At 66.3% G+C, this 24508-nt stretch carries 23 protein-coding genes and 1 pseudogene; 10 read left to right on the forward strand and 14 right to left on the reverse strand.

The features are described 5' to 3' along the window. Nucleotides 1–50 precede the first annotated feature (50 nt). Nucleotides 51–932, reverse strand: coding sequence for a hypothetical protein (locus IDM45_RS08720; protein WP_209422486.1), 882 nt, complete (start codon nucleotides 930–932; stop codon nucleotides 51–53). A 632-nt stretch (nucleotides 933–1564) separates the two neighbouring features. Here IDM45_RS08720 and IDM45_RS08725 point away from each other — a divergent pair. Further along, complete coding sequence (locus IDM45_RS08725; RefSeq protein ID WP_209422487.1) at nucleotides 1565–2011, forward strand: hypothetical protein; 447 nt, start codon at nucleotides 1565–1567, stop codon at nucleotides 2009–2011. A 110-nt stretch (nucleotides 2012–2121) separates the two neighbouring features. Here the strand turns inward: IDM45_RS08725 and IDM45_RS08730 are convergent, their stop codons facing one another. Next, on the reverse strand, nucleotides 2122–2682 hold the full coding sequence (locus IDM45_RS08730; RefSeq protein ID WP_209422488.1) for a hypothetical protein: 561 nt from the start codon (nucleotides 2680–2682) through the stop codon (nucleotides 2122–2124). Between the two features lie 231 nt (nucleotides 2683–2913). Here IDM45_RS08730 and IDM45_RS08735 point away from each other — a divergent pair, with 231 nt between their 5' ends. Both IDM45_RS08735 and IDM45_RS08740 read left to right on the forward strand, forming a co-directional pair. Further along, on the forward strand, nucleotides 2914–3063 hold the full coding sequence (locus IDM45_RS08735) for a hypothetical protein (RefSeq protein ID WP_209422489.1): 150 nt from the start codon (nucleotides 2914–2916) through the stop codon (nucleotides 3061–3063). Nucleotides 3064–3111: 48 nt separating this feature from the next. Beyond that, nucleotides 3112–4143 (forward strand): SDR family oxidoreductase, encoded by a 1032-nt coding sequence (locus IDM45_RS08740; protein WP_209422490.1) that lies wholly within the window; start codon nucleotides 3112–3114, stop codon nucleotides 4141–4143. Nucleotides 4144–4264: 121 nt separating this feature from the next. On the opposite strand, the gene IDM45_RS08745 is transcribed toward IDM45_RS08740, so the two are convergent. Together IDM45_RS08745 and IDM45_RS08750 are read right to left on the reverse strand one after the other, a co-directional pair. Then, nucleotides 4265–4726 (reverse strand): KGG domain-containing protein, encoded by a 462-nt coding sequence (locus tag IDM45_RS08745; protein ID WP_209422491.1) that lies wholly within the window; start codon nucleotides 4724–4726, stop codon nucleotides 4265–4267. Between the two features lie 185 nt (nucleotides 4727–4911). Then, a pseudogene (locus IDM45_RS08750) lies at nucleotides 4912–5861 on the reverse strand (DNA/RNA non-specific endonuclease). Between IDM45_RS08750 and IDM45_RS08755 the strand changes: the two are divergent. Together IDM45_RS08755 and IDM45_RS08760 are read left to right on the forward strand one after the other, a co-directional pair. Then, nucleotides 5815–6018 (forward strand): hypothetical protein, encoded by a 204-nt coding sequence (locus IDM45_RS08755; protein ID WP_209424196.1) that lies wholly within the window; start codon nucleotides 5815–5817, stop codon nucleotides 6016–6018. The pseudogene IDM45_RS08750 and the gene IDM45_RS08755 overlap by 47 nt on opposite strands. Further along, a complete protein-coding gene (locus tag IDM45_RS08760) occupies nucleotides 6015–6515 on the forward strand; it encodes a hypothetical protein (RefSeq protein ID WP_209422492.1) in 501 nt (166 codons plus the stop codon). The genes IDM45_RS08755 and IDM45_RS08760 overlap by 4 nt, the downstream gene beginning before the upstream one ends. 20 nt (nucleotides 6516–6535) lie before the next feature. On the opposite strand, the gene ahpF is transcribed toward IDM45_RS08760, so the two are convergent. Both ahpF and ahpC read right to left on the reverse strand, forming a co-directional pair. Beyond that, nucleotides 6536–8104 (reverse strand): alkyl hydroperoxide reductase subunit F, encoded by a 1569-nt coding sequence (gene ahpF, locus IDM45_RS08765; protein WP_209422493.1) that lies wholly within the window; start codon nucleotides 8102–8104, stop codon nucleotides 6536–6538. Between the two features lie 118 nt (nucleotides 8105–8222). Next, nucleotides 8223–8786 (reverse strand): alkyl hydroperoxide reductase subunit C, encoded by a 564-nt coding sequence (gene ahpC / locus IDM45_RS08770; RefSeq protein WP_209422494.1) that lies wholly within the window; start codon nucleotides 8784–8786, stop codon nucleotides 8223–8225. A gap of 236 nt (nucleotides 8787–9022) precedes the next feature. Between ahpC and bfr the strand changes: the two genes are divergently transcribed. From bfr to flhC, 3 genes are all read left to right on the forward strand, one after another. Next, entirely contained in the window at nucleotides 9023–9499 is a 477-nt protein-coding gene (gene bfr / locus IDM45_RS08775) for a bacterioferritin (protein WP_209422495.1), read from the forward strand. 251 nt (nucleotides 9500–9750) lie between these two features. Further along, nucleotides 9751–10077, forward strand: a complete 327-nt coding sequence (flhD, locus tag IDM45_RS08780; protein ID WP_209422496.1) for a flagellar transcriptional regulator FlhD — start codon at nucleotides 9751–9753, stop codon at nucleotides 10075–10077. 70 nt (nucleotides 10078–10147) lie between these two features. Further along, nucleotides 10148–10744 carry a flagellar transcriptional regulator FlhC gene (gene flhC / locus IDM45_RS08785; protein WP_209422497.1) on the forward strand — a complete coding sequence of 199 codons (597 nt, stop codon included), beginning with the start codon at nucleotides 10148–10150 and terminating at the stop codon, nucleotides 10742–10744. 104 nt (nucleotides 10745–10848) lie between these two features. Here flhC and IDM45_RS08790 read toward each other — a convergent pair whose 3' ends face one another. The 8 genes from IDM45_RS08790 to IDM45_RS08825 form a co-directional block, all read right to left on the reverse strand. After that, nucleotides 10849–11898, reverse strand: a complete 1050-nt coding sequence (locus IDM45_RS08790) for an adenosine deaminase (protein WP_209422498.1) — start codon at nucleotides 11896–11898, stop codon at nucleotides 10849–10851. Between the two features lie 37 nt (nucleotides 11899–11935). Continuing rightward, complete coding sequence (locus tag IDM45_RS08795; RefSeq protein ID WP_209422499.1) at nucleotides 11936–13243, reverse strand: DUF3422 family protein; 1308 nt, start codon at nucleotides 13241–13243, stop codon at nucleotides 11936–11938. A 115-nt stretch (nucleotides 13244–13358) separates the two neighbouring features. Next, nucleotides 13359–14513: a BMP family ABC transporter substrate-binding protein gene (locus tag IDM45_RS08800; protein WP_209422500.1), complete on the reverse strand. Its 1155-nt coding sequence runs from the start codon at nucleotides 14511–14513 to the stop codon at nucleotides 13359–13361. A gap of 88 nt (nucleotides 14514–14601) precedes the next feature. Then, nucleotides 14602–15765, reverse strand: coding sequence for a BMP family ABC transporter substrate-binding protein (locus IDM45_RS08805; protein ID WP_209422501.1), 1164 nt, complete (start codon nucleotides 15763–15765; stop codon nucleotides 14602–14604). 58 nt (nucleotides 15766–15823) lie between these two features. Further along, nucleotides 15824–16744, reverse strand: coding sequence for an ABC transporter permease (locus tag IDM45_RS08810; RefSeq protein ID WP_209422502.1), 921 nt, complete (start codon nucleotides 16742–16744; stop codon nucleotides 15824–15826). Beyond that, nucleotides 16744–17820, reverse strand: coding sequence for an ABC transporter permease (locus IDM45_RS08815; RefSeq protein ID WP_209422503.1), 1077 nt, complete (start codon nucleotides 17818–17820; stop codon nucleotides 16744–16746). The genes IDM45_RS08810 and IDM45_RS08815 overlap by 1 nt, the downstream gene beginning before the upstream one ends. Next, a complete protein-coding gene (locus IDM45_RS08820; RefSeq protein WP_209422504.1) occupies nucleotides 17807–19396 on the reverse strand; it encodes an ABC transporter ATP-binding protein in 1590 nt (529 codons plus the stop codon). Before IDM45_RS08820 ends, IDM45_RS08815 begins: the two co-directional genes overlap by 14 nt. An 80-nt stretch (nucleotides 19397–19476) precedes the next feature. Beyond that, the gene (locus IDM45_RS08825) at nucleotides 19477–20409 is read right to left on the reverse strand and encodes a LysR family transcriptional regulator (protein ID WP_209422505.1); all 933 of its coding nucleotides are present in this window, start codon (nucleotides 20407–20409) and stop codon (nucleotides 19477–19479) included. 192 nt (nucleotides 20410–20601) lie between these two features. Between IDM45_RS08825 and xdhA the strand changes: the two genes are divergently transcribed. Together xdhA and xdhB are read left to right on the forward strand one after the other, a co-directional pair. Further along, the gene (gene xdhA, locus IDM45_RS08830) at nucleotides 20602–22140 is read left to right on the forward strand and encodes a xanthine dehydrogenase small subunit (RefSeq protein ID WP_209422506.1); all 1539 of its coding nucleotides are present in this window, start codon (nucleotides 20602–20604) and stop codon (nucleotides 22138–22140) included. Continuing rightward, entirely contained in the window at nucleotides 22137–24482 is a 2346-nt protein-coding gene (gene xdhB / locus IDM45_RS08835) for a xanthine dehydrogenase molybdopterin binding subunit (protein ID WP_209422507.1), read from the forward strand. The genes xdhA and xdhB overlap by 4 nt, the downstream gene beginning before the upstream one ends. The last annotated feature ends 26 nt before the right edge of the window (nucleotides 24483–24508 follow it).

Below are 24508 nucleotides of genomic sequence, written 5' to 3' on the forward strand. Positions count from 1 at the left end.
TTCACGCGACGGTCAGCGCACAGCAGACTGCCCGGCGAGTAGCCCCAGGGTCACTTGCCCTGCTCCTTGCTGCTGCTCTTGCTGCTGGAGTTGTTGCTGGAGTTGTTGCTGGAGTTGTTGCTGGAATGGCTGTTCTGGCTGCCGCCCGTGGTGCTGCCTTGGCCGCTGGACGTCACGTTGTCCGAGCTGTTGTCACGCTGTGCGCGGTTGCTGCGCCAGTTGCTGAACTCGTCGGAGAACTTGCGATAGCGCTCGCCACGCCAGTTTTCATAGTCGTTGTCCAGATTGCGCATCTGCTCATCGCGCCACTGCTGGTAATCCGGGTCATCGTGGTGGCGCGAGCGCTGCATCCCGCCTTGCGAGAAACGGCTTTCGTCGCCATAGAAACCACCCGAGTAGTCCCGTGTCCGGCCATAGCCGCCGCGCTGGCCACTGCCGTACTGACTGCCGCCGTACTGGCCGCCCGAGGATTGATCACCGCCATAGCCTTGGCCCTGACCACCCTGGCTGCCGTAAACGCCTTGACGGCCTTGCATGGAGCCATGGCCACCATATTGGCCGTACTGGCCGTACTGCTCATCCTGCCAGTGGCTGCCTGGGCTACCGTAGCCACCCTGGCCACCTGAGCCGTAGCCACCGTACTGGCCGCTGCCCTGGTACTGACCGCCGTAGCCTTCTTGCTGGCCCTGGTATCCGCCGCCATAGCCCGGCCCCTGGCTGCGCCCGCCGCCATGGCGGTAGGCATCACGGTAGGCGTCACCTTGCTGGTATTGCTGCTGACGCCCCTGGTCGTGATAGCCGCCCTGGTTGCGCGACTCCTCATAGCCGCGTGACCAGCCTTCGTCACGCCCCTGGTGCTCATCGTCCCGGCCCCTGCCGTAGTGGCGCTGGTTGTGGTGTTGATTGTTTTCGTCGTAATCACGATATGCCATTGCAAACTCCAGATGAAAGTCGGATAGAAAATGCCGCATGTGGCGAATTCCCCATGCGTTGATTCATGCTCCCGAAGTCATGCAGCATGGGCTGTAGGCTGACACCGACACCAGCGTCAGCCCCGGCCATATTCTAAAAAATTCCCATCCAACCTCTTTTTCAGAGCCGAAGCTTGCAAGGCGCACGACTCCCGGCCCTGTGCGTTTGCGCCTACATCGCTTTGGGCTTGGGGATTGTCGCCAGAGCAGCCATCAACATCACAATGAAGAAGCCAGAAAACAACTTCGAGATCATGAGAATTTCAATCCGAAATATTTCACTTCAAACAAGCAATATTTGTATCCCTTGCTTTTTTGTTAAAGACAAATGTTTCAAAAGCAAGAGATTTTCCAACTACTCCCTGACCAACCGTCAAGAGTCCCATGAGAAAACATCCAACAGCCGATCAACCGCAGCCTGCACCCGTGCCCTTTACCGACGAGCCAGGAGTGGCGCAACAGCCCTGCCCCGCCAGCGTCCCCAGCCAGCCTGAGGACATCAAGCCATCCTTTCCTCAGACCTTCCCCAAGACTCCCGGCTCGGCCTCCGCTGGACAGCAGGCAGCCTCCACCTTCACGCAACGCAGCCAATGATGATCACCACACAGAACTCCCGCCCCTGGGCCAAGAATGTCATGAAGGCCCAGGACTTCAGCCACGATTGGGATCGGTACGTGACCATCAAGGTCAAGAGCGTGCGCGCACTCGCCCTGTCGGGCCTGCACCACTTTTCCGAAGAACACTACAGCGTGCCCCAGGCCACGGGCTTCATCGAACTCATAGGGACGCGTGCCGGTGCGCTGCACACTTCGCTGAAGATCGGCTTTTCCCTGGCCGATGAGCTGGCTGCACCCAGCTTTGCCCTCTACGACACGCTGGCCCTGGGCACGCTGACGCTGCCAGCGAATTGCTTCGGCGCCATCCTGCAGTTCGCCCACTGCCCGACAGCCCATTTCCGGATCGGCGGCGATGGCAGCGCCAATGCCCTAGCCACGGAAGCGCCACTGCTGCGGCATGGCCTGCCGGGCAGCGAGGATTGAACACCCCAATATCCGAACGTCCAGGCATTCTTCAGAATACGCGCCATCCCAGGCGCAGCCAGCACAGGGAGGTTGCCTGTCGGCAGCCTGCCGGGGCCATGTCAGGCATTTCAGGCCGCCCCTTCAGCCTGGCTTCTGTCATCCGCAGCAACCAGCGGGTCGGCGGTCGGCACCAGCACCAGGTGATCGTTGCTGAAAGTTGGAATGAAGCCGAGCTGCCCGCGAATCTTGTAGAAGGGCGTGGAGAATTTTTCCAGCATCGTGGCAATGACTTTCTCGAAGAAAGCCGCTGGCACCTTGTCCGCAATGCTGGCACTTTCCAACTGGTTCCAGCGTATGCGCCATTTCCCCTGGATACGTTGCACGCCTACGCGGGCGTGTTCCTCCAGGCAGTGCGAGCCCTCGCGGATGAAGATGGTGATGCCGAAATAGATGAAGCCGTCGTCTCCCACCTGCAGGCGTGGAGACAAGGTGGTGCCTTCTGAGACCAGACGCTCGAGCCGCTCATCCATTTTGTAGAACTCGACATCCGTCGATCTGGCGCCCAAGTAGCCGATGAATTCGATGCGCAGGCGCTCGGCAAACACCCGGCACTCCTCCTTGTAATTTTCAAAATCCTGACACCAGGAAATTGCCTTGGCGCGTAGGTTTTCAAAAGGCGTCTTGGTCATATTATTTTCCCCAGAAAAATGGTAAGCAAACGCGTGGGAGGCAACGAAGATATTCCAGAACCTGGGTTTTACTTTGTTTTGCAAAACCTGCACCCCACCACCCTTTCAATTCCATGCTGGCCTGCCGAATTTCAAGACAGCCAGAATTTCGGCCACAAAACGAGGGCGTCTGACAGGGGAGAGAAAACTCCAGTGCTGCAATGGCGCCACCCCCACCACCGGAGACTCGCCATGCTCACCCCCTATCAGCGCAGCAATGACAAGACGCTCAAGCCTCGCGCCCTCAAACGTATGCGCCAGCAGGAATCCATGCTTGCCCATGCCAGGCGCCCCGCGCAGTTTCCGTTGCCGCAGCCGCCCTTGTGGAAGCCGCTGGGCTGATGCAGGCCACCGAACGATACGTTCTTTTAACCCAACAGGATTTTTCCCATGGCCCGTACCACTTCCCGAAAAAACGACGCCGGCACGGCTCAGCAGACAGCCCAGCAGCAACAGCACCTGCAACAGGAGCAGGACAGAGCAGACGCGCACAGGCATGAGGCTGGCGAGGACAAACAGGCCGCCTCCAAAGGCGGCGAGCAGGCGGCCCCCGGCCCAGGCCGACAGGAGCCAGCGCCTCCCTTGCCACAGCAGCACCTGAGCAAACCCGGCAACCAGCATGAGATGCAATTGCAACCGCGCGACCAGGCTCCGGCTTATGAAGGCAGCGGCAAGCTGCGCGGCAAGATTGCCCTGATCACTGGGGGCGACTCCGGCATCGGGCGCGCCGTGGCAGTGCTGTTTGCCCGCGAGGGCGCGGATGTCGCCATCGTCTATCTGAGCGAACACGAAGACGCCCAGGAAACCTGTCGCCTGATACAGGCCGAGGGAGGGCGCAGCCTTCACATTCCCGGGGACGTCAAGGATGCAGCGTTCTGCCAGCGTGCCGTCAACCAAGTGGTGCAGCAATGGGGCGGTCTGAATGTGCTGGTGAACAACGCCGCCTTCCAGGAGCATGTTGCCTCGCTGGAGGAGCTGAGCGAGGAGCGCTTCGACCAGACCTTTCGCACCAACGTCTATGGTTACTTCCACATGGCCAAGGCAGCCCTGCCGCACCTGGGTCGCGGAGACGCCATCGTCAACACCGGCTCTGTCACCGGCCTGCGCGGCAGCAAGGGGCTGCTTGACTACTCGGCCACCAAGGGAGCGATCCATGCCTTCACCAAGGCCCTGGCGCAGAACGTGATCGACAAGGGCATCCGGGTGAACGCCGTCGCCCCAGGGCCGGTCTGGACGCCGCTCAACCCTGCCGACCAGCCGCCGCAGGACATCAAGAGTTTCGGCGCCGACACCGACATGAAGCGCCCGGCCCAGCCGGAGGAGATCGCTCCGGCCTACGTGTTCCTGGCTGCCGCGAGTTGCTCCAGCTACATCACCGGCATCGTCCTGCCCATCACGGGAAGCGCTGGCGACGGCGCCTGATGCTGCCCACACTGCAGCGGTGACTGGAGCAAGGCAGTGCTTGGTACGCGGCAGGATTACCGGACAAACAAAAAAGCCCGGAGGCTGCATGCAGCCTCCGGGCTTTCAGCGTCCAGCCTGATCACCGATCGTTCTTGTGGCTCTGTGCGCCGGCACGGGCATGTTGCTCACTGGAGCCACCACGCGTATTACCGGAATTGGAGTTGTTGGAGTGATTGTTGTTCGAACTGGCGTTCGAATTGCTGCTCGCCGAACCCCGGGCGTTGTTGGAGCCTTGCGACGAGGAGCCTTGGCCACCGTGGCTCTTGGCCCCTGCCTCGCGTGCCTCCTGCGAGGTGAACTCATGGGCATTGCCGGAAGCGTGGGCTGCACGACCACCTTCGGCAGCGATTTCCCGCTGACGCTCCGGATCCATCGAAGCAAAGCCGCGTCCGCCGCCCTGGTTGGACTGGTTGCTGTTGCCTTGGTTCGATTGATTGGACTGGTTGCTCTGGTTGTTGCTGCCCTTGCTGTTGCTATTGCTGCTGTTGGCGTTGCTGTTGTTCGTGTATTGATTGTGACCCTGAGGGTTGTTGTTAGGCATTGCGATCTCCTGTGGATTGGCAAGTGAAGAAGCAAGCTGGGGAATTCCAACGTGCAACTTGAATTTGCGCTCCCGAGATGGGCCGACCCGTCAGTGGGGTCTGACATGGCGGTAGGTGCGCCGCCCAGCTGCGTAACAGGATGAGCCGAGGCATTGCCAGACCCGACAAGCCACGCCCGCGCATATCAATCTGCAGCAGCCTGTCTTGCCTTGGCCGGCTGCTTGGCTGGCTGCCGGACCACTTGGCCTGCCGGCCTGCCCGGCAGCAACTCAAGCCCGGTGCGCTGCATCAGCTCCAGATAGCTGATCGGTGGCGCTGCCTTCTTCCTGGGAGCGTTTTCCTGCCAATGCACCCAGGAACGCCCTGTCGTGCGGTCATGCACCAGCTTGAACAGGTGCGAGGGCACTGCCACCTGGTTGGGGCCAATGCGCTGCGCGCCCCGCTCGAAGACCGGGCCGGTGATGACATACACATCGCCCTTGGCACGCATGGCATAGGCGCGCGTGTCCGCCTCGATCCTGGCCCAGGCACCAGCGTTGTGCTTCTGATCCTGCGGAACCATGTTGGCCAGCGTGAACGATTGCGCCATGGCCGTCATGTTGGGCATGTCGCCGGCAGGGCCATGTGCCCGCGCGAGTAGCCGGAGCCTTTGTAGTCGCTCAGCTCGGCACGCTCGCGGCCGGGCAGCCGGGCGTCGGCGAAAAATCTGTCGGTGCGCTTGATCCCCTCGCCCTGCTCCAGCATCCTGCGGTTCAGGCGCTGCGCCACGAACACCGGGGTGCGCGTATCGCCGCTGTGCAGGATGGCAAAACTGTCATAGCACAGCTCACGCAGCGTTCCCTGGCCTGGGCGCTGTGGCACCACGGGCATACCGCCAGGCGGAAAAAATTGCGGGCACTGTGCAAAATGGGTCTGTATGCCCTGGGTGATGGGCGCTGGCACGGGCGCGGGCTGCCCGACAGTCGGTGCTTTGGACTGTTGCCCAGGCAGCCAGGCAAGTTCGAGGCCGCAACTGCTGGCCTGCACCACGGCAACCGCGACGGCAAAGGCCAGAGTGGGCCGGCTGCGCAGGAAAGAGAGAGACGCAATGAGAGCGGCGCCCGCAGGCCGCGATGACTTCTTTTTCTTGGACATGCAGCCGGCCAATTGTGCCGCCGACCTGGCCAGTTTTCAGGGTATTCACCAATTCCGTGAAACGCACTTAAGTGACTGCACGAACAGAAAAATTGTGCAAAAAGAGCGCGGCGGCACACTCGGCCTTTCCTGCACTCGAATGCGCCCACTGCCATGAATAGCACTACCGCACCTGCCTCCACCGCCTCGTTGTTCGAGCAGCAGCACGAGCAGCTCGACGCCCAGCTGCACGCCCACCTGCTGGATGTCATCGGCGGCGACTTCGAGGCCGCCCTGCAGCGGCTGCAGCTTTGGCGCACCGCGCTGGCGCGGCACATCGACATCGAAAACACCTTGCTGCTGCCCCACATACCCGAGGGCGCGCGCTGGGCAGAGCGCGTCTATCGGGTCGAGCATGACCGCATCGCCCTGCTAGCCGACGAATATTTGGACAGGGTGCGCGCCGCAGCCCGGTGCAGGCCGCAGCCACAGGACGGGCGCGAGCGCCGTGAGGCCATCCTGGCGCTGGTGGACAGCGCCCACGCCCTGCGCCACGTGCTGGAGCACCACCACGAGCGCGAACACACGGCCCTGGCGCATGAGCTGCCGCTGGACATCCAGCTTGCGGCCTGGAGTGGCAGCGGGCCGGATGCTCCAGAGAGCAGCCCGGACTAAACCTGGCCGGACAAAGCCTGTCAGGCCGGTGCGCTGGTGCGGATCAGGTGGTCGAAGGCCGACAGCGCTGCCTTGGAGCCCTCGCCCGCCGCGATCACGATCTGCTTGTAGGGCACGACCGTGCAGTCGCCGGCAGCAAACACACCCGGCACGCTGGTGTGGTTGCGCGCATCGACCACGATCTCGCCAAAGGGAGTCAGCTCCAGCGTGCCCTTGAGCCAGTCAGTGTTGGGCAGCAGGCCGATCTGCACGAAGATACCTTCCAGCGCCACGTCGTGCGATTGGCCCGTCTGGCGATCCTGATAGCTCAGGCCGGTGACGCGCTGGCCGTCGCCCTTGACCTCGGTGGTCTGGGCGTTGACGATGATGGTCACGTTGGGCAGGCTCCTCAGCTTGCGCTGCAGCACGGCATCGGCCTTGAGCTCGGGGGCGAACTCCAGCAGCGTGACGTGCGCGACCACGCCAGCCAAGTCGATGGCCGCCTCCACGCCCGAGTTGCCACCGCCGATCACTGCCACCGGCTTGCCCTTAAACAGCGGGCCGTCGCAACTCGGGCAGTAGGCCACGCCGCGCGTGCGGTACTCGTCCTCGCCCGGCACGCCCATGTTGCGCCAGCGTGCGCCAGTGGCCAGGATGACCGAGCGGCCGCGCAGCACGGCACCGTTGTCCATCTCGACCTCGATCAGGCCACCCGGGCTGGCGGCGGGGCGCAGGGCGCTGGCGCGCTGCAGGCCCATGATGTCCACGTCGTAGTCGCGCACATGCCGCTCCAGCGCGGCGGCAAACTGCGGGCCTTCGGTCTTGCGGATCGAGATGTAATTTTCGATGTCCAGCGTATCCAGCACCTGGCCGCCCAGGCGCTCGGCGGCGATGCCGGTGCGGATGCCCTTGCGCGCGGCGTAGATGGCCGCCGCCGCACCCGCCGGGCCGCCGCCGATGACCAGCACGTCGAAGGGCTCTTTTTCGTTCATCTTCGCCGCGTCGCGCGCGGCAGCGCCCTTGTCCAGGCGGGCGACGATCTCGCCCAGTTCCATGCGGCCCTGGCCGAAGTGCTCGCCATTGAGGAACACCGTGGGCACGCCCATGACCTGGCGATCCTTGATCTCCTGCTGGAACACGGCGCCGTCGATGGCCGTGTGCGTGATGCCGGGATTGAGCACGCTCATCAGGTTGAGCGCCTGCACCACATCCGGGCAGTTGTGGCACGACAGCGAATAGTAGGTCTCGAAGTGAAAGCTGCCTTCGAGGTTCTTCACCTGCTCCAGCAAGTCGGCAGCTTCCTTGGATGGATGGCCACCCACGTGCAGCAGCGCCAGCACCAGCGAGGTGAACTCATGGCCCAGCGGCACGCCGGCAAAGCGCACGCCAGTATCCACACCCGGGTTGGTGATCAGGAACGAGGGCTTGCGTACCGGCGCGTCGTTGGCCTCGACCACGGTGATCCTGTCGGACAGGCTGCGGATGTCATCGAGCAGCTCCCGCAGCTCCTGCGAAGTGGCGCCATCATCCAGCGTGGCGACCAGTTCCACGGGGCGCTGCAGGCGCTCCAGATAGGCTTTCAGTTGGGACTGCATGTTGGCGTCGAGCATGGGGAACTCCTCTCGGTATGGTTGTTCGTTGGGCAAAAAAATGCCCGGGCGCCAGGCACCCGGGCGTCTGGGGCAGCCGCCTGGAGCGGCGGCTGCACTCAAGTGAAGTGCGTGGCGGTCAGATCTTGCCGACCAGATCCAGCGACGGGGCCAGCGTCTTGGCGCCCTCTTCCCACTTGGCCGGGCAGACTTCGCCGGGGTGGTTGCGCACGTACTGGGCAGCCTTGACCTTGCGCAGCAGGTCGGCGGCGTTGCGGCCAATGCCCTCGGCGGTGATTTCCATGGCCTGGATCACGCCGTCCGGATCGACGATGAAGGTGGCGCGATCGGCCAGGCCCTGACCTTCGCGCAGGCAGTCGAAGTTCTGGCTGATCTGCCAGCTCGGGTCACCCAGCATGGTGTACTTGATCTTGCGGATGGTGTCGGAGGCGTCGTGCCAGGCCTTATGCACGAAGTGCGTGTCGGTGGAGACGGAATAGACCTCGACGCCCATCTTCTGCAGCTCGTCGTAGTGGTCGGCCACGTCGCCCAGCTCGGTCGGGCACACGAAGGTGAAATCGGCAGGGTAGAAGAAGAACACGGCCCACTTGCCCAGGACGTCCTTTTCGGTCACTTCGATGAACTTGCCATCCTTGTAGGCCTGCGTCTTGAAGGGCTTGATAGTGGTGTTGAGCACGGACATTGCGTTTCCTCTCGGTTGGTTGATGAATGAAGCGAGACTGAAGTCTAGGCGGTTCCGATCAATAAATCCAATTTATTGATGGAATAAGTTTGATAGTTTATTTCTATTTCCAGATTTCCGCCAGCCTGACCGCCGCCAGCCGTGAATCATGGCGCAAGGCCATTGCTTGCCGCAAGACGCCGGGGTCATGACAATGGCCCACCATCCACTGCCCATTGCTGAAAAGGAGAAGCACCATGAACGGCGACCCCCAGGTCATTGCCCACCTGCAGGCCCAGCTCAAGAACGAGCTGACGGCCATCAACCAGTACTTTCTGCACTACCGGATGCTCAAGCATTGGGGCTTTACCAAGCTGGCCAAGCGCGAGTACGACGAGTCCATCGGCGAGATGAAGCACGCCGACCGGCTGATGGATCGCATCTTCATGCTCGATGGCCTGCCCAACCTGCAGGATCTGGCCAAGCTGCAGGTCGGCGAGGACGTGCCGGAAATCCTGGAGTGCGACCTGCGCTCCGAGCGCGGCGCGCAGGCCACGGTCAAGGAAGGCATCGCCTACTGCGAGTCGGTGCGCGACTACGTCTCGCGCGCCCTGCTGGAAGACATCCTCAAGGACACCGAGGAGCACATCGACTACCTGGAAACCCAGCTGAGCCTGATTGAGGACGTAGGCCTGCAGAACTACCTGCAGTCGCAGATGGGGGATGCCAGCTGACAGCAGCGTCAGCCACCGAACACAAGAGAACGGGCCTTGGTGCCCGTTTTTTTCGCCTGGCCGCCTGGGCCGGGGCCTGACAGCCTTGTAAGGCAAATTCCTACAAGACCCATCCGACAACCAGACAAGACCCACATCCAGATTCCGACTTAATTTTCTAAAGCGCCGGTTTCACAATCCAGTTCATCGAATCGAGGCAACTCATGCAATCACATGTAACGCCTGAATCGCTGCTGCAAAGGAACCGACCCATGACCTCCGAACAACTGCTTGCCGAGATCCGCGAAACCAATCTGACCTATCTGATGCTGGCTCAGAACCTGATCCGCCAGGACAAGGCCGAGGCCATCTTCCGCCTGGGGGTGAGCGAGGAGTCAGCCGACATTCTCGCCGCCCTGTCGGCGGCGCAAATCCTCAAACTGGCCTCGCGAAACACCCTTCTTTGCAGTTTCCGCGTGGACGACGAGCTGGTGTGGAGCCTGCTGACCAGCCACAACACGCCGCGCAAGGCCGCCGAGGCCACAAACACGCTGCACGCCAACATCCTGATGGCCAGCCGCGTCACCGAAGTGCTGTGAGGCGCTGCGCCGCCCGCCCAGCCCTGCGCCCTGCCCTCTGCGTCCCGTCTGTTCCCGCCGAAAGCCTGCCATGACTGCACCCGCCGCAACTGCCACGCCCACCGCGCCTGCCAAGAGCGCCCCAAGCGCCAAGAGCGTGGCCAAGAGTGTTCTCAACGATGCCCGCCAGATCGAGCGCGCCGTGATGTTGATCGAAATGGGTGCGCGTATGCAGGTGCTCGAATCCGAGACCACGCTGTCCTACGAACGCCTGATCCGGCTGTACAAGGAAGTGGCGGGCAAGTCGCCCTCCAAGGGCCAGCTGCCGTTTTCCACCGACTGGTTCCTGACCTGGCAGGAAAACATCCACAGCTCGCTGTTCCTGAACATCTACGAATACCTGTCCAAGGGCGTGGCGCTGGACTCGGTGGAACTGCTCACGCGCGCCTACCGCCTGTACAACGAGCAGGTGGCAGCTGCCGAGATCGAGCCGCTGCTGTCCTTCACGCGCGCCTGGCGGCTGGTCAAGTTCGTCGATGCCGGGATGCTCACGCGCACCCAGTGCTCGCAGTGCAAGGGCCAGTTCGTCTCCGAGCTGTACGAGAACCGCCACTACACCTGCGGCTTGTGCAATCCGCCGGCACGCGCCGGCAAGAGCAAGAGTGCCGGCGCATTGACGCTGCACTGAACCAGCGCAAAATATCAGTCAAATCTGGCTCAAACCCTTGCCAGACAAGCGCTGACAGCTATCAATTTAGCGGCAAAGCCCCGCCCGTGCGGGGCTTTGTCGCATCAATTGCCGGCGTGCTGCGCGAAGCACTCGGCCAGGCGATCCTGCCAGGCGCGGCGCTGGGCCTCGGGCGCGAAGCTGGCGGCGAAGCTGTTGTGCGCCAGTTGCCAGGCGTCGCGCGCATCGAGCTGCGGCAAAGCAGCGAAGACCTCGGTGAAGTTCTGGTTCAGATAGCCGCCGAAGTACGCCGGGTCGTCCGAATTCACCGTCGCCACCAGCCCCGCGTCCAGCAGGCGCTTCAGGTTGTGCTGCGACAGCTGCGGGAACACGCGCAGCTTGAGGTTGGACAGGGGGCACACCGTGAGCGCAATGCGCTCGTCGGCCAGCCGGCGCATCAACGCCGTGTCATGCACGGCCTGCACGCCGTGGTCGATACGCTCGGCCCCGAGCACATCCAGCGCACTCCAGATGTACGCCGGCGGCCCCTCCTCGCCAGCGTGCGCGACCAGGTGCAGGCCCAGCTCGCGGCAGCGCGCAAAGACGCGGGCGAACTTTTCCGGCGGATGGCCGACCTCGCTGCTGTCCAGCCCCACGCCGATGAACTGGTCCAGAAAAGGCATGGCCTGCTCCAGCGTGGCAAAGGCATCTTCTTCGCTCAGGTGGCGCAGAAAGCACAGGATCAGCGAGGCGGAAATGCCCAGTTCGGCGCGGGCGTCCGCGCAGGCGCGGTGCAGGCCCCTGATCACGGTCTCCATGCCGACGCCGCGTGCGGTGTGCGTCTGCGGGTCGAAGAAGATTTCTGCGTGTACTACATTTTCCATAGCTGCCCGCGCAAGATAGGCGCGGGCCATGTCGTAGAAATCCTGCTCATGCAGCAGCACGCTGGCGCCGGCGTAGTAGATGTCCAGAAAGCTCTGCAAATCGCTGAAATCGTAGGCCCGGCGCAACTGCTCGACGCTGGCATACGGCAGCGCCACGCCGTTTCGCTGTGCCAGGGCAAAGATCATCTCCGGCTCCAGCGAGCCTTCGATGTGGATGTGCAGCTCGGCCTTGGGCATGGCGGCCAGCAGCGCCGGCAGGCGGTCGCGGGCAATGGGCGGGGGTGTGAACATGGCAGCCTCCTGGACAAATGCCGAAACGGATGGATGGTCAATGGCGCGACGCACCGAACATGCGGTGGTGCAGCCGCCGCAGCGACCACCACACCGAGCCGGCCACCACCGGGATGGCCAGCGCCGCCGTGGTCTCGGGCGCCAGCGGCCAGCCCAGGCCCTGCGCGCCACGGGCCAGATAGCTGACCAGGCCGACGATGTAGTAGGTGATGGCCGCCACCGACAGGCCCTCCACGGTGGACTGCAGTTTGAGCTGCAGGCCCTGGCGCTGGTTCATGGTGGCCAGCAGCGCCTGGGCGCTTTGCTGCTGCTCGATCTCCACGCGCGTGCGCAGCAGGTTGCTGATGCGCGAGACGCGCTGCGACAGCGCATCCTGCCGGCGCGCCGCCCATTCGCAGGTGGCGCGCGCCGGCGACAGGCGCCTGTCCATGAACTCGCGCACCGTCTGCATCCCGGCCAGGCGCGACTCGGCAATGTCCTGGATGCGCTTGTCCAGCAGCTCGAAATACGCCCGGCTGGCGGAAAAGCGCGAGTGCGTGGCAGCGTACTGGCTCTCGACCTTGCCGGCCAGGCGGGTCAGGCGGTCGAGCAGCTCGGGTTCGTCGTTGCGGCTGGCGCTGCGGATGGCCTCGGCCAGCGCGGCCAACTCGCCCTCGGCCAGCGCCAGCTCGCGCCCGGCGGCGCGCGCTGCCGGCAGGCCCAGCATGGCGGCCATGCGGTAGGTCTCGATCTCCAGCAGGCGCAGCACGAGCCGGCCCAGGCGGCGCGGCGTCAGGCTGCCCGTCAGCAGCACCATGCGCGAATAGCCATCGGCGTGGATGCAGAAGTCGGTGTACAGCTCGCCATAACCGTCGGCCACGGTGGAAGCCACCAAGTTGTCCTCGCGCAGCGCACTGCGCATGAGCTGCGCGCCCTCGGGCACGCTGGAGGCCGGCAGCACCCACAGATGCAGGGCGCTCAGGGCGCGGCCCGGCAATTGCGCCAGCCAGTCTTTGGGCACAGCCTGGATGGCGGCATCGGGTTCGCGTGCGCCGTACTCGGCGGCGGGCAGCACGCTGGTGAACGTCCAGGTGACGAACTCGGTGTGCAGCTCCCAGCGCAGCCGGTAGGCGCCCAGATCGACGCGCAGGTGGATGCACTGGGCGTCCGGCAGGGGCTGGTGCTGGTCGCGCAGCAGCGCCGCCAGATGCGCGCGGCTGGCCTCGCGCTCGGCAGCATCCGTCCACATGACGAAGTGCGTCAGCGCCAGCGGCGCCGTGAGCGACTCGGGTGGCCGGGCATGGACTTCGTTGTGCAGCACGGCCCGTTCGGGATGCTGCTGGGGCAGGGACGGCGGCTGGGGCATGGCAGTGGGCAGGCAAGAAAAAGGCACGCCGCCCCGGAAACAGCAAGGCGGCGTGCCGTGTGAGGTGGCGCCCCCGGGAGAACCGCAGAGGGCGCCTGCAGGCTGCAGCGCCGGCTTACTTGGCGCCGGGCACCTGGCCTTCCACGCCCTTGACGTAGAAGTTGATGCTGGTCAGGAACTTGTCGTCCGCCGCAGCGTCACCGGCCAGCACTTCCTTGCCGGTGTTGTCGGCCAGCGGGCCTTTCCAGATGACCAGCGTGCCGTCCTTGAGGCCTTGCCTGGCCTCCTCGACCTTGGCCTTGAGCTCGGCGGGCACATCCTCGGCGATGGACACCAGGTCGATGGCGCCTTCCTTGACACCCCACCAGGCCTGGCCGGTCGTCCAGGTGCCGTTGAGCGCATCGTTGATGGCCTTGGTGTAGTACGGCACCCAGTCGATGACGGCCGAGCCCAGGTGCGCCTTGGGGCCGTAGGCGGTCATGTCCGAGTCCCAGCCGAAGGCGCGCTTGCCCTTTTCCTCGGCGGTCTTGAGCACGGCGGGCGAGTCGGTGTTCTGGAACAGCACGTCGGCGCCGCCGTTGATCAGCGAGGTCGCGGCCTCGGTCTCCTTGGGCGGGCTGAACCACTCGTTGACCCAGACCACCTTGGTCTTGATGTCGGGGTTCACGCTCAGCGCACCCAGGGTGAAGCTGTTGAGGTTGCGCAGCACTTCGGGAATCGGCACCGAGCCGACCACGCCCAGCGTATTGGTCTTGGTCATGCCGCCGGCGATGATGCCGGCCAGGTAGGCGCCCTCGTAGGTGCGGCTGTCGTAGGTGCGCACGTTCTCGCGCGTCTTGTAGCCCGTGGCGTGCTCGAAGCGCACGTCCGGGAACTCCTCGCCCAGCTTCTGGATGGTGTCCATATAGCCGAAGGTGGTGCCGAAGACCAGCTTGTTGCCCTGGCCGATGATGTCGCGCAGCACGCGCTCGGCGTCCGGCCCCTCGGGCACGCTCTCCACGTACATGGTCTGGATCTTGTCGCCGAACTCGGCTTCGAGCTTCTTGCGCGCCTGGTCGTGGGCAAACGTCCAGCCGCCATCGCCCACCGGGCCGATGTAGGCAAAGCCGATCTTCAGCGGCTCGGCAGGCGCTGCCGCCGCCGCCGGGGCCGGCTCGGGAGCGGGCGCGGGCGCCGGCTCCTCCTTCTTGCCGCAGCCCACCAGGGCGGTGGCGGCCAGCGCCGTGGCGGCGGCGAGTTGGAGCAGGGAACGCTTGTGCAGATCAGTCATGGGGCAGTCCTTCGTTGAATGGTGATGGGACGAGGCACACAGGAGATGCGGGAGATGCGATGAACGGTGCGGCAGTGCCTGGCAGTGCTTACTTGCCCTCGGTGCCGGGCACCTTGCCCTCGACACCGGCAACGAAGAAGTTGATGCCGGTGAGGAATTTCTCGTCCGCCACCTGGCCGGCCGTGAGCAGCTCCTTGCCGGCGTTGTCCTGGATGGGGCCAGTCCAGACGGCAAAGCTGCCGTCCTTCAGGCCATCGCGCGCCTTGGCCACGCGATCGCGGATGTCCTGCGGCACGTCGTCGGCGATCTTGAGCAGGTCGATGGCGCCTTCCTTGACGCCCCACCAGTAGTTGCCCTGCGGCCAGTTGCCGGCCAGCGTGTCCTCGACCACCTTGGTGTAGTAGGGCGTCCAGTCGATCACCGCCGAGCCCAGGTGCGCCTTGGGCGCGAAGCTGCTCATGTCGCCGTCCTTGCCGAAAGCGCGTGCGCCGCGCTCCTCGGCGGTTTTCAGCACGGCGGGCGAGTTGGTGTTCTGGTACATGACGTCCACGCCGCCGTTGATGAGCGACGCCGCTGCCTCGGCCTCCTTGGGCGGGCTGAACCACTCGTTGACCCAGACCACCTTGGCCTTGATGGCTGGATCGACGCTTTGCGCGCCCAGCACGAAGCTGTTGATGTTGCGCACCACCTCGGGAATCGGCACCGAGGCCACCACGCCCACGGTCTTGGTCTTGCTCATGCCGCCGGCGACGATGCCGGCCAGATACGCACCCTCGAAGGTCTTGGTGTCGTAGGTGGCGACGTTGTCCTGCTGCTTGTAGCCGGTGGCGTGCTCGAACTTCACGTCGGGCAGGTCGGCGGCGACCTTCTGCACGAACTCCTGGTAGCCGAAGCTGGTGGCAAAGATCAGCTTGTTGCCCTGGCCCGCCATGTCACGCATGACGCGCTCGCTGTCGGCGCTCTCGGGCACGCTCTCGACGAAGGACGTCTCGATGCGGTCGCCGAACTTGTCCTGGATGGCCTTGCGGCCCAGGTCGTGCTGGAACGTCCAGCCGCCGTCGCCGATGGGGCTGACATACATGAAGCCGATCTTGAGTTTGTCGGCGGCAGGCGCGGCAGCCGGGGCCGGCTCGGGCGCAGCAGCGGCAGGCGCGGGCGCCTCGTCCTTCTTGCCGCAGCCGGCCAGGGCTGCCGCAGCGAGGGCCGACAAGGCAGCCGCCTTGAGCAGGGATCGTTTGTTCATGGGCTTCATGGATCTGAGAGGAAAGAAAGGAAACAGGGGAGCGAAGAACCGCAGACCGGGAGCGCGCCTAGCCACCCGGGTGGAAGGGCCGGCCCAGCGAGGCCGGCATGTTCGCACGAATCCACACCGGGTTGCGCGAGATCAGCACCAGCACCACGATGGTGGCCACATAGGGCAGCATGGACAGCAGCTGGCTGGCCACCTGCACGCCCGAGGCCTGCAGATGGAACTGCAGCATGGTCACGCCGCCGAACAGGTAGGCGCCCAGCAGCACGCGCGCTGGCCGCCAGGTGGCGAAGGTGGTCAGCGCCAGCGCGATCCAGCCGCGCCCGGCCACCATGCCCTCGACCCACAGCGGCGTATAGACGGTGGAGATATAGGCCCCGGCCAGCCCGCACAGCGCCCCGCCCGCCGCCACGGCGCCCAGGCGGATGCGCCGCACCGGATAGCCCAGCGCGTGCGCCGACTCGGGCGATTCGCCCACCGAGCGCAGCACCAGCCCGGCGCGCGTGCGGTACAGAAACCACACCAGGGCGGCGGCCAGCAGCATGGTCAGATAGACCAGCGGGTGCAGCGTGCCCAGCGCCGGGCCGAGCACCGGCAGATCGGCCAGCCCCGGCCAGGAAAACTTGGGCGTGGTCGGCAGCTTGGCCTGCACGTAGCCGATGCCGGCAAAGGCCGAAAAGCCCACGCCGAAGATGGACAGCGCCAGCCCCGTGGCGTACTGGTTGGTGTTGAACCAGATGACCAGCACGCCGAACAGCGCCGCCAGCAGCGCCCCGGCCGCCATGCCGGCCACCAGGCCCAGGGCAAAGCTGCCCGTATGCACCACGGTGGCAAAGGCCGCCACGGCGGCGCACAGCATCATGCCCTCGGCGCCCAGGTTGACGATGCCGGCCTTTTCGTTGATGAGCAGGCCCAGCGAGGCCAGTGCCAGCACCGTGCCGGCGCTGAGCGTGGCGCCCAGCAGCAATGCATAGGATTCCATCACCCCTGCCCTCCGCGTTTGGTGCCGACCCAGCGCACGCGGTAGGCAATCAAGGTATCGCACGCCAGCAGCGTGAACAGCAGCAGGCCCTGGAACACGCCGGTGAGCGACTTGGGCAGCCCCAGGCGCGACTGCGCCAGCTCGCCGCCGATGTAGAACATGCTCATCAGAACAGCCGACAGCACCATGCCCACCGGATGCAGCCGCCCCACGAAGGCAACGATGATGGCGGCAAAGCCGTAGCCCGCCGGCACATAGGGCGTGAGCTGGCCGATCGGCCCGGCGACTTCCAACGCTCCCGCCAGCCCGGCGGTGCCGCCGGAGATGAGCAGCGCCATCCACAGCGCCCGGCGCGAGGAAAAGCCCGCATAGCGCGCCGCCGCCGGCGCCAGCCCGCCCACCTGCAGGGCAAAGCCGGCACGCGTGCGAAACAGGAACAGCCACAGCAGCGCGCTGCCCACGAGCGCCAGCGGCAGCCCGATGGTCACGCGCGAGCCGGCAAACAGCTTCGGGATCTGCGTCACCCGCTCGAACATGCGCGTCTGCGGGAAGTTGTAGCCCATGGGATCCTTCCACGGCCCATAGACCAGGTAGCCCAGCAGCAAGATGGCGACATAGACCAGCATCAGGCTGACCAGGATCTCGTTGGCGTTGTAGCGGTCGCGCAGGAAAGCCACGATGCCTGCCCAGGCCATGCCGCCCAGCACGCCGGCCAGCAAGATGGCCGGGATGATCCACGGCCCCGTGCCCTTGTCCGCCAGCAGCGCCATGCCGCCGGCGGCTACTGCGCCCAGCACGAACTGCCCCTCGGCGCCGATGTTCCAGACGTTGGAGCGAAAGCACACCGCCAGGCCCAGCGCTACCAGCAGCAGCGGCGTGGCCTTCACGGCCAGCTCGCCCAGCGCGTAGGCCGACTTGACCGGCTCCCAGAAAAAGACCTGCAGCCCGCGCACCGGATCCTTGCCCAGCAGCACGAACAAGGTCACGCCGATGGCCACCGTGATGGCCAGCGCCAGCAGCGGCGAGGCATACGTCCACACGCGCGAGGCCTGGGGCCGCGCTTCAAGCTTGAGCATGGCCTGCCCCCTGTTCCCGGCTGCGGCCCAGGTGCTCCTGCACCTCGGCGTGCCACAGGCCGCTCATCCACTCGCCGATGCGCTCCACGCTGGCCTCGGCACGCGGCACCGAGGGCGACAGGCGCCCCTTGGCCAGCACGTGCAGGCGATCGCAGATCTCGAACAATTCGTCCAGCTCCTCGCTGACCACCAGCACGGCGCAGCCGGCATCGCGCAGCTTCAGGATCTCGCCGCGGATCTGCGCCGCCGCACCCACGTCCACGCCCCAGGTCGGCTGCGAGACGATGAGCAGCTTAGGCCTGGCATCGATCTCGCGCCCGACGATGAATTTCTGCAGGTTGCCGCCCGACAGCGACCTGGCCGGCGCATCCGGCCCGCCCGCCTTGACGTTGAAGCGGCCAATGATGGTGCGCGCCTGGTGCTGCAACTCGCGCATGTGCAGCCAGCCGCCCCGGCCCACGGCGTTGCCGCGCGTGAGCAGCAGGTTGTGCGCCAGGCTCATGGTCGGCACGGCGCCGCGCCCCAGGCGCTCCTCGGGCACGAAGTGCAGGCCCAGCGCCCGGCGCGCGCGCGGCGCCAGCCGCCCGGCAGGCCGCCCGGCCAGCACGACCATCTCGGCTCGCGCCCGCGTGTCCTCGCCCGACAGGGCGTAGAGCAACTCCTTTTGCCCGTTGCCCGAGATGCCGGCGATGCCCACCACCTCGCCAGCGCGCACTTCCAGGTCGATGCTGACCAGCGGCACGCCAAACGGATCGTCCGCCGGCAGCGACAGGCCGTGCGCCGCCAGCACCAGGTCGCCCAGCGCCACTTGGTGGTGCGTGAGCGCCGGCGGCTCGGCGCCGATCATCAGGCGCGACAGCGAGGCGTTGGACTCCTGCATGGGGTTGCATACGCCCGTGACCTTGCCCCCGCGCACCACCGTGCAGGCGCTGCACAGCTCGCGGATCTCGTGCAGCTTGTGGCTGATGTACAGGATGGAGCAGCCCTCCTGGCTGAGCTGGCGCAGCACCACAAACAGCTTGTCCACGGCCTGCGGCGTGAGCACCGAGGTCGGCTCGTCCAGGATCAACAGGCGTGGGTTGGTGAGCAGCGCGCGGATGATTTCCACGCGCTGCATCTCGCCTACCGACAGCGTATGCACCGGGCGCTGCGGGTCGATGTCCAGGCCGTACTCGGCCGCCTTGTCGGTGATGCGCCGGGCGACTTCGGCCAGCGCCAGGCGCCTGTCCAGGCCCAGCCAGACGTTCTCGGCCACGGTGAGCGTGTCGAACAGGCTGAAATGCTGGAACACCATGGCGATGCCCAGCTCGCGCGCCTCCTGCGGGTTCCTGACCTGCACGGGCTGGCCATCGAACAGCACGCTGCCCGCGTCGGGCTGGGTGGCGCCGTAGATGATCTTCATCAGCGTGGACTTGCCGGCGCCGTTCTCGCCCAGCACGGCATGGACTTCGCCCGGCTGCACCGTGAGCGAGATGCCGTCGTTGGCCACCACCGCCGGGTAGCGCTTGGTGATGCCCGTCAGTTGCAGCCGTGGTGGCGGCGCGGTCGCGGCAGCATTCGAGGGGGATGGGTTCATCGCCTGGATTGTCTCCGAAAACAAAAGGGGTTTTTATGGGTGAAATCCGCCATTTCCCATTGATGGGCAAGCGCAGATAGCTATGTTTTCCGTAGCGATGAAGCCACATCCCTGATGGCTTCGCGCAGCCACGCACCGGCGGCCGAGTGGTGCGTGCGCGCGTGCCACAGCTGGTAGTACATCAGCCGCGGGAAGGCCAGCGGCGCCGGCAGCATCGCCAGGGGCAGCTGCTGCGCGTAGCGCTCGCAGAACTGCCGGCCCGTGGTCAGCACCAGCAGGCTGCCCGCCACCATGGCCGGGATCAGGCTGAAATGCGCGCAGCGCACGGTGATGCGCCGCGCCAGGCCCAGCGCGTCCAGATGCGCGTCGATGACGCCGCGCGCGCCCGGGTGGGTGGGCGTGGGGGCGATGTGCTCGGCGGCCAGCCAGTCCTCCTGGCTCCAGCCCCGGCGCACCGCCGGGTGCTCGCGGCTGACCAGGCAGACCACCTCGTCGGCAAACAGCCGCCCCAGATGCAGGTCGCCAGGCGGCTCGGGCCAGTTGCCGATGACCACGTCGGCCTCGCCCTGCGCCAGGTGGGCGTGGTAGTGCGCGTCCGCCGACAGGGGCAGGATCTCCACCGGGCACAGCGGCGCCTCGGCCTTGATGCGCGCCACCAGGCGCGGCAGGAACAGCGGATCGAGGTAGTCGCTGGCGGCAATGCGAAAGCTGCGCGTGGCGCTGCGCGGCGCGAAGCCGCGCGCATCGGAAAACAGCACCTCGGCGGCGCGCAGGATGCTGGCTGCCGGCTCGACCATGGCCAGCGCGGCATCGGTGGGCTGCATCCCGGCGCCCGAGCGCACCAGCAGCGGATCGCCCGCCAGCGTGCGCAGGCGGCGCAGGGCGCCGGAGACGGCTGGCTGGTACATACCCAGGCGCAGGGCGGCACGCGAGACGCTGCGTTCAGTAATCACGGTATGCAAGACCCGGATGAGATGAAGGTCGATCTTGTCGAAAAGGGCAGGCTCTCTCATATCCACTCGGGTATGCGCGCCATGGGCGGGGGTGTATGCGCCGCGCCGTGGCCCGGGCTATACGCGGGGGCGCGGGCTGGCGGGCAGGGCAGGGGATTGCCGGCAACTCTACACACGCCATAGCGCAGTGGGCATCCGGGTTATACGCAGCAGCGTATGCCGGCGGCCACGCTGCGCCCTACCCTCACCACCATGACCACCAACCGCCCGATCCGCTTCATCCGCCGGGGCCAGCGCGTGCAGCTGGCCCAGGTGCCGCCCCAGCGCACGCTGCTGGAGCTACTGCGCGAAGACCTGGCCGCCACCGGCACCAAGGAGGGCTGCGGCGAGGGCGACTGCGGCGCCTGCACCGTGGTGCTGGGCAGCGTGCGCGCCGGCCGCATCCACTACGAGGCCGTGAACGCCTGCATCCGCCTGGCGCACTCCATCGACGGCATGGCGCTGTGGACGGTGGAAGACCTGGCCCTGGATCCGCTGATCCAGCCCCTGCCCGGCAGCGGCGGCGATCATGCCAACGCCGGCGCGGCCAGTGCCCTGCACCCGGCGCAGCAGGCGCTGGTCGAGTGCCACGGCACGCAGTGCGGCTTTTGCACGCCCGGCTTTGCCATGAGCATGTTCGGCATGTACCAGAACCACGTGCGGCGCGGCCAGCCCATCACGCGCGCGCTGGCAGTGCGCGAGCTGTCGGGCAACCTGTGCCGCTGCACCGGCTACCGCCCCATCCTGGACGCCGCACAGCACATGCAGGAACTGCCGGCCATGCAGGTGGACGAAACCACTTTGCTACAACAATTGGAGCTACTTGCGCTTGACCAGCAAGGCTTTGCGGCCGATTTTGCTTATAAAGCGCCAACCACGCTGGCCGAGCTGCTGGCCGAGCGCGCCGCCCAGCCCCAGGCCCAGGTGGTGGCCGGCTGCACCGACGTCGGCCTGTGGATCACCAAGGGCCACCAGCAGTTCGAGCGCATCCTGGACGTGACGCGCGCGCAGGAGCTGCACGCCCTGCACGAGCATGGCGGCGCGCTGACCATAGGCGCCGCCGTCTCGCTGACCGACGCCTTTGCCGCGCTGGTGGCGCGCTGGCCGCAGCTGGCGCGCTTTGCCGAGCGCTTTGCCGGCCTGCCGGTGCGCAACTCGGGCACGCTGGGCGGCAACGTCGCCAACGGCTCGCCCATCGGCGACTCCATGCCGCTCCTGATCGCCCTGGGCGCACAGGTCGAGCTGGCCAGCAGCCGCGCCAGCCGCCGCCTGGCGCTGGAAGACCTCTACACCGGCTACCGGCAAAACGTCATGGCCGCCGACGAGCTGCTGACCTTCATCCACGTGCCGCTGCCCCAGCCGGGGCAACTGCTGGCAGCCTACAAGGTGTCCAAGCGCTTCGACGACGACATCTCCGCCGTCTGCCTGGTGCTGAACCTGCAGCTGGAGGGCGACCGCATCGTGCAGGCGCGCATCGGCGCCGGCGGCGTGGCGGCGACGCCGGCGCGCGCGCGCCAGACCGAGGCCGCCCTGGCCGGCCAGCCCTGGAGCGAGGCCAGCGCCCGGCGCGCTGGCGCCGCCCTGCAGGCCGAGTTCGACCCCATCAGCGACATGCGCGCCAGCAGCGCCTACCGGCGCAAACTGCTGGGCGCGCTGGTGCTGCGCCTGTGGCACGAAAGCCAGGGCGGCGCCCCGGGCCTGCAACTGCAGGAGCTGCAGCCGCTCACCCTGCCCCAGGAGGCCACGCCATGAAACGCGATCAAAGCGCCCTGCAACCCGCGCTGCCGGCAGCGGCCACGGCTCCCGCCGTAGGCCAGTCACACGCACATGAAAGCGCCCGCGCCCAGGTGGCCGGCAACGCCCACTACATCGACGACCTGCCCGAACTGCGCGGCACCCTGTTCGCCGCGCCGGTCATGAGTCCGGTGGCGCATGGCCGCGTCAACGGCCTGGATGCCGGCGCTGCGCTGGCCCTGCCCGGCGTGCATGGCCTGGTGCTGGCCAGCGACATCCCGGGCCAGGGCGTCTTTCCGACAGCGGCGCGCGACGAGGCCATCCTGGCGGGTGAAGTGGTGCAGCACGTCGGCCAGGTCGTGGCCCTGGTGGTGGCCGATTCGGTCATGGCCGCGCGCCGCGCAGCACGCGCCGTGCAGCTGGACATCACGCCGCTGCCGGCCATCCTGTCGGTGCAGGAGGCGCTGGCCGCGCAAAGCTTTGTGCTGCCGCCGGTACACGTGCGCCGGGGCGACGCCCAGGCCGCCCTGGCGCAGTCCGCGCACCGGCTGCAGGGCCGCTTCGAGACCGGCGGGCAGGAGCATTTCTACCTGGAAGGCCAGATCGCCTACGCCCTGCCGCTGGAGCAGGGCCAGTGGTGCATCCATTCGAGCAACCAGCACCCCGGCGAGGTGCAGCACTGGGTGGCGCACGCCCTGGGTATCGACAGCCACGCCGTGCGCGTGGAGTGCCGGCGCATGGGCGGCGGCTTTGGCGGCAAGGAGACGCAGGCCGGCCATATGGCGGTGTGGGCGGCGCTGGCGGCGCGCAAGTTCGGCCGCCCGGTCAAGCTGCGCCTGGATCGCGACGACGACTTCATGGTCACCGGCAAGCGCCACCCCTTCGCCTACGAGTACGACGTGGGCTTCGACGCCAGCGGGCGCATCACTGGACTGCAGCTGCTGATGGCGGTCGACTGCGGGCACAGCGCCGACCTGTCGGGCGCGGTGGCCGACCGTGCGGTGTTCCACTGCGACAACGCCTATTTTCTGGAGCACGTCGAGATCGCCTCCTACCGCTGCAAGACCCACCGGCAAAGCCACACGGCGTTTCGCGGCTTCGGCGGGCCGCAGGGCGTGATCGCCATCGAGACCATCCTGGGCGACATCGCCCGGCACCTGGGACTGGACGCGCTGGACGTGCGCCTGGCCAACCTCTACGGCGAGAGCGAGCGCAACGTCACGCACTACCAGATGCCGGTCGAGGACAACATCCTGCACCGCCTGATCCCGCAGCTCGAACGCGATGCGCGCTACCGCGAGCGCCAGCAGGCGATTGCCGCCTGGAACGTGGGCAATCCCGCCTTCAAGCGCGGCCTGGCCCTCACGCCGGTCAAATTCGGCATCAGCTTCACGGCCACGCTATTCAACCAGGCCGGTGCGCTGGTACACGTCTATACCGATGGCAGCGTGCAGGTCAACCACGGCGGCACCGAGATGGGCCAGGGCCTGAACACCAAGGTGGCGCAGATCGTCGCCGACGAGCTGGGCGTGCCGCTCTCGCTCGTCATGGTCACGGCAGCCGACACCAGCAAGGTGCCCAACGCCAGCGCCACTGCGGCGTCCAGCGGCACCGACCTCAATGGCCGCGCCGCGCAATACGCCGCCGCCACCGTGCGCAGCAATCTGGCGGCCTTCGTCGCCGGGCTGGATCGCTGCGGCGCCGGCGCCGTGCGCTTCGAGGGCGGGCAGGTCATTTCGCCGCACGCCACGCGCTCGTGGCGCGAAGTGGTCATCGCCGCCTATGCCAACCGCATCCAGCTGTGGAGCGACGGCTTTTATCGCACGCCCAAGATCCACTACGACAAGACCACGCTCACGGGCCGGCCCTTCTTCTACTTTGCCTATGGCGCGGCCTGCACCGAGGTCGCCATCGACACCCGCACCGGCGAGAGCCGCGTGCTGGCCATCGACATCCTGCACGACGTGGGCCGCAGCCTGAACCCGGCGATTGACATCGGCCAGATCGAGGGCGGCTTCATCCAGGGCATGGGCTGGCTGACCACCGAGGAGCTGGTCTGGGATGGCAAGGGGCGCCTGGCCACGCACGCGCCCAGCACCTACAAGATCCCGGCCACGGGCGACGTGCCCGCGCACTTCAACGTGGCGCTGTGGCCCGAGGCCAACCGCGAGGACAACGTCGGCGGCAGCAAGGCCGTGGGCGAGCCGCCCTTCATGCTGGCCGTAAGCGTGTACGAGGCGCTGCGCCACGCCGTGGCCGCAGCGCGCGATGAGCAGGGCAACGCAGGGCGCGAGCGCATCGCCCTGAAAGCGCCAGCGACTGCCGAGAACGTGCTGCGTGCGCTGGGTCGCCTGGCCTGATGGACAAGCATCAAAACAGCCTGAAA

The sequence above is a fragment of the Melaminivora jejuensis genome, from assembly GCF_017811175.1.
GTDB lineage: Bacteria > Pseudomonadota > Gammaproteobacteria > Burkholderiales > Burkholderiaceae_C > Melaminivora > Melaminivora jejuensis.